Source organism: Endozoicomonas sp. ISHI1 (assembly GCF_024606225.1).
Classification (GTDB): Bacteria; Pseudomonadota; Gammaproteobacteria; order Pseudomonadales; family Endozoicomonadaceae; genus Endozoicomonas_A.
On record NZ_JAGRPU010000007.1, the window covers coordinates 136,742 to 149,192 of the forward strand.

Sequence of the window (12,451 nt, forward strand, 5' to 3'; positions counted from 1 at the left end):
AGCGATTAGAAATCGCTTCCTCGCCCGCTGTGGCAATCACTTTTCACCGCAATAAAAATAGTCAGCTCCGGGGTAGTAGAATGAGAAAATTTCGTCCCAATGCATTAAGCCTTGCCGTAGCCATTGCCATCAGCTCTTCCATCATTGTCACACAGGCACTGGCCGATCGCAGGCTGCAGATAAAATCTTTCGATATTCGGGACAATGGACATAAGGAGTTTACCCGGAGTGAGGTTATAGTTAAGCCAACTTCAGGTGATGACCAGCAGCCAATACCCGGATCCTTTACCACCACATACCCGGACCAGACTGAAGTCAGAGCGGGCTATGACGTTCCTTCTGAAGGCTTCACAGACGTTCTTTCCGGCATCGAGGGTGGCGTTTCCAGTGTTGATCTATTTGCAACAGACGATAATGAAATTGCTCAGAAATACACCAAAGTTCTCAAGGTCGGTAATGAGGGAATCTTCAAGTTCACCCATGATCTTGCAGAAACGAAACTGGTCATTGAAGTCAGAAAAGGAATGACCGATCAGAGCTCAATTTCAGCTGTTCGTGCTCAATCAGATGATATCCAACCATTAGAACCGTTTACGAAAGTTGCCAACCCTGAACTTCTGGTCGGAGTGCTGAAGGGTGCGAATGAAAGAGCAGGAAGTCTTGGCGAAGTTGATCACTATGTTGCCCTTGCCACTATTGAAGTAGACAAAGTTGAAGTGAATGGGCGCACCTTCATGCGTCTTATCGCAGCAGGCGATCAGCCTCCTGAACTGCAACGTCTGGGTCAATCGCTCTTTGTCAATGATGAGGTGCTTTTAGCAGCAGCCACCTCTGCCTACGCCCGGGTTCATCTTCTGGGTGAAGATTTACAACAGGAAACTCTGAATAAACTGTTGTCCTGCCATAAGCCCGTCGGCTATGTCGTATACGTTGAGGATGACACGCAGGCATACCCTGTGCCTGCAGGTTATCCAAAACTGGAAGTGACTGAGACTCCGGGGGAGATTATTGTTTTCCGCGGTCAGAAGCAGAATCCGACCGATATCGCTTTTATTGAAGGTATCTATGACGTCTGGATGGAAGAGTTCTACAACAGCCCTCGCCCCCGGGAAACAATACAGGTTAAAAAAGACAGGGTCAAAAGCTACCAGTACATCATTCGAAGCAGGCAGATGGCACAGCTCGAAGGGTTAGCTGCAGAGCACAATAATGGAATTGTCAAAAGTGAACATACGTCGCTTTTATACCATGGCAAACTGGTGACGCTTGCATACTATGAATATCTCCAGCAGACATTGACCTGTGCTGTTTCGGATGGAGCAGACGAATTTAAATTCACAATGCCACACGTCAGATTCGTTTCGTCATTCATCACGCCGACCTGGATGCATATCCAACTCGTAAAACGTTTCAGCTTCAAACCCGTACTTGGAAATCTTCTGACTAACCGGGATTTCATTCAGAATATTCATGAAATAATCAGGTCCGATATCAGCGTATTTTCTAACGATTATTTTGACGATCCTTTTAGTGAAGAGGAAGGCTTTGCTTCCAAAGTCGCTGGCAGATTTGCCGGACAGCTCATTGAGATGGAAAATGAGTTGCAAGCACTAAGGGCAACAGAGGCCAAACTCAACGATCAAAAGGAATTAACAGAACGAACATTAACAGAACGAACAATAGTATCAGTCATTCCAAGTGGTCAGAAAAAGCAGAAAATATCAGGACAAGCACAGTATTGTGTGGATGAACTTGCACAGATTCATAACAGGTTCGACAGCCTTGCAGATTCGAAACAAGAACGGCAAGACATCAGAACACAAAGCAACCCCAAACCCATGCCCGAAGTCCTTGAGACGCTGAGTGCCGTAGAAAAAGCCCTTAAGATGCATGACCTTGATGAAAACGACGACGTGTATCTCCGTCGCCGGGGCATTTCTGAAAACATGCAGGAATACATCAGAGATGCCAGACAGCTGGCAGAGAACGAGGCTCTGGACATACTGGATGACGTAGAAGTAGTACTTGACATCAGAGTCAATGAAGAGGATGACAAAACAACAAGACTCACCAGAGTTTTTATAACACTTAACCGCAATCCTCTCTCAGAAAAGATACTGGATGCGGTACTGAATCGAATCGATAACATCCGCTGGCAATATGAAAGCAAAACTCAGGACGAGAAGGAACACAAACTCATTATGCTTCTTGCAAACCTTCACGATAAAGTCGAAGGCTCTGACCCGGACATGCAAGCCAGAGAACAACAGTCCGCTGTGCTCGAAGCCGTAGAAAAGATTCTTAACATCAAATTCGACGAATGGGATGACAATGCAGCAAGACTTGCCCGGGTTCATACCCTACTTGCCGATCATGATGTCTCAGAGCAATTGCTGGATCAGATAGATCAAACCCTCTGGAAAGAAGACAGCAAAGCTCTGAACAAGAAAGATCTCAAATACAACAAGATTCGTGCGACTCTTATCTATAAAGTCGAAGATGCCTACCTGGACAAGCACGCCAGGGAACAACAGACAATTCTGCTTAGAGCTGTTGAGGACGAGCTAAGCATCAACCCTGATGAAAACGTTGCTGCCAGAGAAAGCGGCAGAGCTTTCACTGTCAAACTGGCCAAAGACCTGAATGTAGCACTTGAGCAGGATAACAACCTGTCTGATCAGAAGGATATCCTGAGAGCCAGAGTTCTGGAATTAATCGAAGAATCAAATACAGCTTATGACGATGAAGCTGCCAGAAGATCCTGGAACAATGCAGTGGCTCATCAACTCAACATTGAGGATTATAGAGAAGATGCCATTATCAACGACCAGAACAGTTTGATTGAAAAAAAACTCCTGCAGCTGGACGATTTAGTTATCAATACAGGTCAGCCTGACGTTAATGAGCGCATTGCAGCCATTGAGAACGAGCTTGACAGGCAATTGACTCGTCTGGGCCCCAGACCCCGATACGTTCTTGATCGTGAGCTAGCCAATGCCAGACGAGCATTGGAAAATGCTGAAAACGGACTGAAAGAGGTTTACCGTGAACTTAAGACAATTAGTGGCAAACACGTATTATTTGCGGGAAAACGCAGTGATCTCCAACACCTCCCGGATCAAGACGACGCAACTCTCAATCGGCTAATGAAACAACTTCAGACCGGCTTTGGTCTGGCTGCAGGTGACGAACAAACGTCTGAAGAGCGATTAGAGGACATCAGACATTTCCTGCGGGAACACAGTACAGAAAAAAGAGATGAAATCATTGAGACACCCGGAGCCAGAGCAGATCTGGATATCCATATAAAAGAAGATGACCTCAGTTCACTGCAAAAAAATGATTACTTTTTTTCAGTTACAAGCCATAAAAAAAATCATGGTCCGGACGAAACCGGTACCCTTGAGGAAGCATTGGGTGAACTGCCTTTAGCCAGAAAAAAGTACACTCAGATCACAGAATTCCTGCGTGAGCACCACAAGAAATTTATGGACGTGATCAATGCAATGTCTGAACAGAGGGATGCACAAGAGAATCTGGATCGTAAACAACAGAAGATTATTGATTTTGGAGGCATCGATGAGGAGGCTAAAACCCTACATAAGCACGAAATGGTTGAGCTGAGTTTAATCCTGAAGCAGAAATGTGAAGCTGTATCAAAAGCAGAAGATGCTCTGACGAATTACAATGTAGCGTTTCTTGGTACCACTGAAGAAGCCGTGGACCTTAAACCAGACACTTCTGACACCTTTAGACGACGACTTGATATCCTGAGAAACAGACAGGTACAACTGGGTGGTCATGATGGTACCGGCGGTGAGATCCGGCAACTGATTCAGGAGCAGGCCCGTCTGGAAGATGAGCTTGAACCCAGGAAAGCAAACATTGAGAGAATAAGGGAAGTCTTGAAGGCAGCAGAGGAAGCCGTCGAAAATGATGTCGCTCCCTCCCAATTCACACCCAGGCAGATAAAAGTCCTGACCGATATCCATGACTTCATGCAGCAGCACTCTCTCAAGAAACAAGCTCTGGAAGCCGCAATGGGTCTGGCAGAATTAGCGGAAAAACGCGGTGGGCTAATACCCTACTTTCCGGCTTTAGGTTTTGCCGATGAACTTCAACCGCTTCGCCTGATTGTATCGATCGGAGACGGGCTGACGCTTGATCAGGCCAGTCGGATTGTGGAAGTTTTCAAAAGTCTGAAAACGACCTTCCCGCCCCCTCTCAACCCTGGAAAAGATCAGCCTCTCAATGTCCCTAAAAAAGTCCATGAGCTTGTGGTCAGGGCCAGGCGCGAGCTGCAAAACGGGGCTCAACAATACGACGATGAAATTCGCGGCATGGGCAAAACAGCCATTCATTTCGTCGAGTGTGAACCAAAGGAGCTGAAAAGCTTTTCGGAATACTTCGCTGCCCATTCTGCCAGTGGTCACAAGATCATCACTCTGCTGCGTGAAGGTCTGATCAGCAAGGTTGAACTTGAGAACTACATAAAGGCCGTCAGAAGTGTCGATGGTTATGAGCCAGTAGAAGAATTTGAACACCTCCTTGGCTACAGACGTGGCATCAAGTTAATCCACTTCAGAGGCGTTGTCCATGGGCTGTCCGAAAAGAGTGCTGAGGAATTCATGCAGAGTGCCTTTGCACCTGTGACTGTGACCACCACTGGCCCGGCGGGTATGAAGGCGTCTGTTGCCGGCATGAAAGAGTATGCAGCTGTGGTCATCGCCAACTACGTTCTTGACGATGTCGCCTTTGAAAACGGCCGCAAGACCGTAGCATTCCTGACTAATGTTCAGGATACCCTGACACCTTATGCCAATGCCGTTGGCGTGTCTGAATCAGAGCTGATCAAGGCTATCCATGACACATTGATGCAGACTCATGCCGCAGCGGTTGAGCAGCAACTGATTAAATACTGGATCAAACCTTCAGCCTTTCTGGTACAGGCTGTCACCTTGTACTTCTCCAGCTACAAACCTCTTCTGGTGACCCGGACCGTTCTGGAGGCTGCCAGACTGACCCTCTCAAACATAGCGTACCTCTATCTTCTGGATCTGACTAACAGGGGTGATTACACGCACAGGATGCTCATACCTTTCCAGCACTGGCTGGAACGCTACGGTGTTGATCCTGGCAGAACTGGCCAACATGCCTACCACAGCGGCATTGAACAGATCTCTGAAGTGGGCGGGCTGGCGATGCCATTGGGCAGGGTCGCTTCCTCAGTCATTCTGCTGAGAACCGGCTCTATGCTGTTTACCAGACAGTACAACGCCAACCCTCAGATGTATCGCAGCATTGTTCGTCTGGTTCCCGAAATACTAAAATCCATAGCTTCCGGACAAGGGGTTCAGGTACCGCTGCTGCACAGGATCACACCAGAAAAAGTGAAAATACTGGCCTCTGCCACAGCAGGTCTGGTGCTGGGTCCGGTCGCCACGGTCGGAGCATACGCCCACGGTCTTTTATCCGGTTTTACCTATGCTCAAACCTTCGGATTCGCTCTGGCATCGAGTCTCACTTTCGACTTCTTCATGAACGACAACAAGATGCTCACTCAATGGCTGGGAGGACCTCTGGGCCGCAGTCTTGACAGAATTAATCGTTGGAGAGGCGCAGGTGAAATGGCATCTGACTATGTGAAACGTACTGCCATTGCTACGCCTCAACACTTCAGTGAAACGGACGAAGAGTATGCCAACCGTATTAAAACAAACAACATGATAAATGGCTGGACGCGGATCGAGATGCATGGCTGGACACGAAACGAGAATTATCTTCAGTTCCGCGAACGACGTGATCGCACCATGAAGCTGTACGAGCATGGCTGGGAGAAATACTTCAGGGACAATGTACCTAAATGGTCATTCTCCCACGCAGAAAGTATTCCTTATTCTTACGCTCTGGGTAGATTCTTCGAGTCAAGGATTGCAGCGCCAGAGGAAACCCCTCCCTGAAAAAACAACTCAATTTTACTGGCGTTGAACTTTTGCCACTGTGAACTAAATTCTCTCAACAGCTTATCGCAACAGCCATGAGCGATTGACAGCCATGAGCGAATAAAAGTCGCTTCCTCGTCTACTGTAGCAATCGCTTTTCACGGCAATAAAAGCACTCAATTCCGAGGAAGTAGAATGACACATTCTCGCCCCAACGCATTAAGCCTTGCAGTGGCCATTGCAGTCTGTTCTTCCATCATTGGTACACAGGCTCTGGCCAATCGCAGACTTCAGACAAAATTTGTCGGTATTCAGGACAATGCGCAAGCGGAGCTGATCCGGAGTGAGGTCATAGTCAAGCCAACTTTAGACGATGACCAGCAGCCAATACCTAAATCCTTTACCACTACCTACCCTGATCGGACTCGATTCAGTGCATATTTCATTCCTTCTTTCACAGACATTCTTTCCGGCATCGACGCCGACGTTTCCATTGTTGATCTGTTTGAAACGGACGAGAATGACGTTGCTCAGAAATACACCAAAATCCTGAAGGTGGGTGATGAGGACGTCTTCAGGTTCACCCATAACCTTGAAGAAGAAAAACTGATCATTGAAGTCAGGGCCGGAATGACCGATCAGGATTCGGTTGAGGCTGTGCTTGATCAAATGGATAGCACCGAACCACTGGAACCGTTGACAAAAATCGCCAGACCCGCACAACTGAACGAGGTGCTCGAAGGTGCTAATGAAAGAGCAGGAAAACTCGGGACCCGTGATCACTATGTTGCCCTTGCCACCATTGAAATAGAACAAGCTGAAGTGGATGGGCGTACCTTCATGCGTCTCATCTCCGGGGGGGATCAGCCTCCTGAACTGAAACGTCTGGGTCAATCACTTTTCGTCAATGATGAGGCTCTCCTGGCAGCAGCCACCTCTGCCTATTTTCAGGTTCATGTCCTGAGAAAGGATTTACAACAGCAGGCGCTTAATGAACTGTTAAAACACAGCAAACCCATTGGATATGTTGTACACGTCGAAGATGACACGCGGGCTTACTCCGTGCCTGTGGGCTATCCAAAGCTGGAAGTAACCGAAGCTCCGGGGGAGGTTATTGTTTTCCATGGTCATATGCAGTATCCGAACGATATCGCCTTTATAGAAAACCTCCATAAATTCCTGGAAAAAGCTGAGAGTAATTACCCCGTTGATGCACTAAAAACACAGGTTAATAGCTACGATACCATGATCTATCAGTACGTTATTCGCAGCAGGCAGATGGCACTGCTGGAGGAATCAGCGGCACATTACGAACAGTACAAAACTGAATTTAAAACCTATCCACTGGCGAGGCTTGCATACTATGAATATCTCCGGCAGGCATTGACCAGTGCTACTCCGGATAATGCCTATCAATTTGAATTCACATTTGCACACATCAAAGCTGCCTGGTCTGTCATCACACCAGCCTGGTTACAGTTTCAACTCGAAAAACACTTCGGCTTCAAACCCGTAATTAGAAATCTTCTGACTAATCAACGCTTTATTCGGACGTTAAGTTCTGTTGTCAACATTATCAGCGAAACGCAGGTCGGTCCTCCCGGGGTCGACGAAGAGTTTTCTGCCAAAGTGATTAGCGACATGACCAGGCAGCTGCCTGAAATGTATAAAAGCCTGGAGGAGCTACAGACAAAAGAAGCCATAATCCTCCAGATTAGAAATAAGTTGCAGCACACAACGGGTGCAGAGGTTACCAGTGAAGAGGAAAAACTCAAAGCACAACAAATAAGCCAACGAATCGGGGATGAGCTTTTAAAGCTTCGTGCCGAAATGGAAGCGCTGGAAAACCGGGAACAGGCACTTCAGCAGGAAAGCAAACGAATTCCAGCCCTGGCACAACAACTTCGTGATGCCAGAAAGGTTTACAATTCTGAAAGAGCAACAATGCTTAGCATAGATGACTGGGATGATACCCTGCCACCAGAAGAACAAGCCACACGCACCCGGGAGAGACTTAATGAAATCTTAACAGCCGTTGCCGCACCGGGACTGCCTGAGGAAGACACTGTAAAAACAAATCTGGCCGTTATTGAAGGTCAAATCGGTATTATTCCAGATAATGAAAATGATCTGGGTGCCCGCTTTCGGTCCGTTCAAACGCATCTTCAGCAACAAAGCACCAGAACAGACGCTGCAATCAAAGCCCGCTATGCAACCATTGCCGCTCATTTAAACCCTCAGGGTGTTGATAGCAATGCAGATATTGATGCTCAAGAAGAACAACTGATTCAAAAAATTAAGACAATGAGTGCTCAAGAGCAACTTATGCGTCAGCAACTGTATAAAATGGACGATCAGCGCGAAATAGAGAATTCTTACACCAGGACCAGAAAAAGGGCTGTGGCAGCGGTTCTTGGTATTGATCTACGTGAAAACACCCTACTGGAAGACCGTGCCACCCTGGAATCAACAGTCTATTACAAGCTCTACAAACTTAAAGAGCTGGAAGAAGAGCTGGAAGACATCAGAACACCAGACCACCCCAAAGCCAGACCTGAAGTACTTGAGAAACTGGCTGCTGTGGAAAAAGTCCTGAAGATTGATGACTTAAATGGAGAGGACGATGTGTATTACCGTCGTGAAGCCATTTCTAAAGAAATTCAGACATACCTCATAAAAACCAGACTGCGAGTAGAGAGAGAAGCGCTGGAGATACTGAAAACCGTAGAAAAAATACTCGAGATCAATGTCAATGAAGGTGATGACAAAGCAACAAGACTTGGCAGGATTCGTACAAAATTTGACAACAATGAAGTCTCAGAATCCATGCTGGATACGATAGGACAAACTCTCTGGAAAGAAGACATCACAGCTGCGAGCCAAAAATGGGCAGTAAAATACGAGAAGCTTCAGAGGCGTCTTACCTTTTATGTCGAAGATGCGGATGGGCAAGTCATAAGACAAAATACAGAGTTGCTTAAAGATATAGAGGAAGAGCTGCAGATCTACTCCATTGTAAGATATAAGGCAAAAGAAAGAGGCGGGGCTTTTCTTGCCAGGCTGGCCAATGATCTGGGGGTAAAATTTGAAAACGATGCCCCCCTGTCTGACAACAAGTATGTTCTTTACAACCAAATTTGGGCATTAATGGAAGAAGTAGAGGAAGTCTGTGGCAATGAAGATGTCAAAAGAATCAGAAACAATGAGATAGCTCATCAACTCAACATTCAGGACTATAAAGATGACGCCACCATCGAAGACCAAAACATTCTCATTAACAAAAAACTTCAACGGTTGGATGAAGAAGTTTTAAAAACAGGTTTTGCTGACGTTGACGGGCATATTACGGCCATTGAAAATGAGCTTGACAGACAAATGGCCCGCCTGGGCCCTAAACCCCGATACGTCTATGATCGTGAGGTAGTCACTGTCAGGCGGGCAATAGAAGAAGCTGAAAGTGAGCTGACAGGTGTTCAACGCAAGCTGAACACGCTTCGTGACAAGCAGGTGGCATTTTTGGTGAGCCGTGCGGACCTCCAACATACTTCGGATGAAGAGGAAACACCTCTCAAACAGGGCATTAAACAACTTCAGAACGAGTTGGGTCTGGCTGCAGGTGATGAGCAAACCTTTAAAGATCGAGTAGACGACATCAAACATTTCCTGCGGACATGCAGCGCAGAAAAACGGGATGAAGTCCTTGGGAAAGCCACAAAAGCACTGAATATTCAGATAAATGGTGACCTCGGTTTACTGGAAGAAGCTGATCACTTTATTGCCAATAAAGCCTATTCAGAGAGTCATGATCAGGACGAAACCCATGAAGTCCGGGGTAAACAGCGTTTTGCCACGAAAGAGTACATTCAGGTCAGGAAATTCCTGCGTGTGCATGACAAGAAAGTGATGGATGTAAACGATGCAAGGGCTCAGGAGGATCATGCACGAACGAATCTGGTTCGTAAAGAACGGGAAATGATCGATTTTAGAATCACCGTTGGGCCGTCTGAAGCAGTACCTAGGTACGAAATGGCTCAGCTGGCTTTAGCCCTGAGACGTAAAAGTGAAGCTGTTTCCAAAGCAAAACAGGACTTGGCGGATCATGACGCGCTTCTTGAAGCCACTGAGGAAGCCGCGGGTCTTAAGCCAGACTCTACTGACACCCTTGAAGACCGGATTAATGCCCTTAGATACAAACGGGTACAACTGGTCTGGGATGGTGGTAGTGTCGGCAAGATCCGGCAACTGAATCAGGAACAGGCCAGCCTGGAAGGTGAGATTGAAATCAGGAAAGCCTGCATTGAGAGAATGAAGGATAACCTGAGGATTGCAGAGAAAGTTGTCGAAAATAACGATGATCCCTTCCAGTACACACCGAGACAGACAAAAGTTCAGGCCGCTATGAACGCCTTCACACAGCAACACCCTCTCAAGCAACAAGCCCTGGAAGCAGCCATCGGTCTGACAGAATTAGCAGCAGAAAGCGGTAATGCAGAACCGTTCCTTACGACACCATTCTTTTCGACTTTCGATTTTAAAGATGAATTTGCACCGATTCTCTTGCAGGCAATGGTTGGAGACAATCTGACCTTTGATCAGGCCATTCGGATTGTGAAAGTATTCAAGAGCCTGAAGACGACCTTCCCACCCAGCCCTTTCGAGCCAACGGAAGATCGGCCTCTGAATGTCCTGAAAAAAGTTCAGGAGCTGGTGTACAGGGCCAGGAATGAGATGGCAACCGGGGCTCAACAATACGACGGTGAAATACGCGGTATGGGCAAAAGAGCCATTCATTTCGTCGAACATGAATCAAAGGATCTGACAACTTTCCAGAAATACTTCACTGCCGGTTCTGGCAATGGTAACAAGATCATCGCTTTGCTGCGAGACGGTCTGATCAGTAAGGTTGAACTTCAAAACTACATGAAAGCCATCAGGGGTGCCGATGGTTATCAGCCAGTGGAAGAGTTTGAACACTTCCTTGGCTACAGACACGGCGTTAATGTGATTCACTTCAGTGCCGTTGTCCATATGCTGTCCGACAAGGGCGCTGAGGAATTTATGCAGAGTGCCTTTATGTTTGTCCCCGTGACTGCCACTGGTCCGGCGGGCATGCAAGAATCTATTGTCGGCATGAAAGAGTTCTCAGCGGCGGTCATCGCCAACTACGTTCTTGACGATATTGCCTTTGAAAACGGCCGCAAGACGGCAGCATTTCTGACCAATGTTCAGGATACCCTGACACCTTATGCCAATGCCGTTGGCGTGTCTGAATCAGAGCTGATCAAGGCTATCCATGACACATTGATGCAGGCTCATGCCGCAGCGGTTGAGCAGCAGCTCAATGATTATTGGATCAAGCCTTCAGCCTTCCTGGTACAGGCGGTCACCTGGTACTTCTCGAGCTACAAGCCCCTTCTGGTGGCCCAGACCGCCCCGGAAGCTCTCAGACTGTCTCTCTCAAACATGGCGTTCCTCTATCTTCTGGACCTGACCAACCGGGGTGATTACACGCACAGAATGCTCACACCTTTCCAGCACTGGCTGGAACGCTCTGGTGTCGATCTTGACCGATCTGCTCAATATACCTACCACACCGGCATTGAAAAAATCACTGAACTGGGCGGGCTGGCCATGCCATTGGGCAGGGCCGCTTCCTCTGTTATTCTGCTGAGAACCGGCTCTTTGCTGTTTAACAGACAGTTCAATGCCAACCCCCGGATGTATCGCAGCATTTCCCGTCTGGTGCCCGACATCGTGAAATCCATGGCTTCCGGACAAGGTGTTCAGGTACCGCTACTGCATAAGGTCACACCAGAAAAAGTGAAAACCCTGGCCTCTGCCACAGCCGGACTGGTGATGGGTCCGGTAGCTACGGTCGGAGCATACGCCCACGGTCTTTTATCCGGGTTTACCTACGCACAAACCTTCGGATTGGCTCTGACAACAAGCCTCACTTTCGACTTTTTCATGAACGACAACAAGATACTCACTCAGTGGCTGGGCGGCCCCCTGGGCCGGAGTCTTGACAAGATCAACCGCTGGAGAGGCGTGGGTGAAACGGAAGATGACTATGTGAAACGTACGGCTATCGCTACACCTCAACGCTTCAGTGAAACCGATACAGACTATGCCAACCGTGTTAGAGCAAACCACACGATGCCTGGCTGGACGCGGAACGAAAATTACCTGCAGTTCCGTGAACGCCGTGATCGCACCATGAAGATGTTTGCGAATGGCTGGGAGAAATACTTCAGGGAAAATGTGCCTAAATGGTCGTTCTCCCATGCAGAAAGTATTCCTTACTTCTACACTCTTGGAGCCTTTTACGAATGGCAGAAGGGCGATGATCAGAAAGTTCACGGTCATGACAAGAGAAATTACCATCAATCAAGCTTTCCACCTACAGCCTCAAGACAACAATGACGCCAGACATTTCAGCTTGCCGGAACAGCCATGAGCGATTAACCAAAAGCCATGAGTGATCTTAAAAGTTGTTTCCTCGTCCAGTG

2 protein-coding genes are annotated in these 12,451 nt (G+C 47.5%); both read left to right on the forward strand.

From position 1 onward, the window contains the following. Positions 1-80 precede the first annotated feature (80 nt). The gene (locus tag KBW69_RS07035; protein WP_257280436.1) at positions 81-5,960 is read left to right on the forward strand and encodes a hypothetical protein; all 5,880 of its coding nucleotides are present in this window, start codon (positions 81-83) and stop codon (positions 5,958-5,960) included. A 177-nt stretch (positions 5,961-6,137) separates the two neighbouring features. Further along, positions 6,138-12,365, forward strand: a complete 6,228-nt coding sequence (locus tag KBW69_RS07040) for a hypothetical protein (protein ID WP_257280437.1) — start codon at positions 6,138-6,140, stop codon at positions 12,363-12,365. Positions 12,366-12,451: the final 86 nt, after the last annotated feature.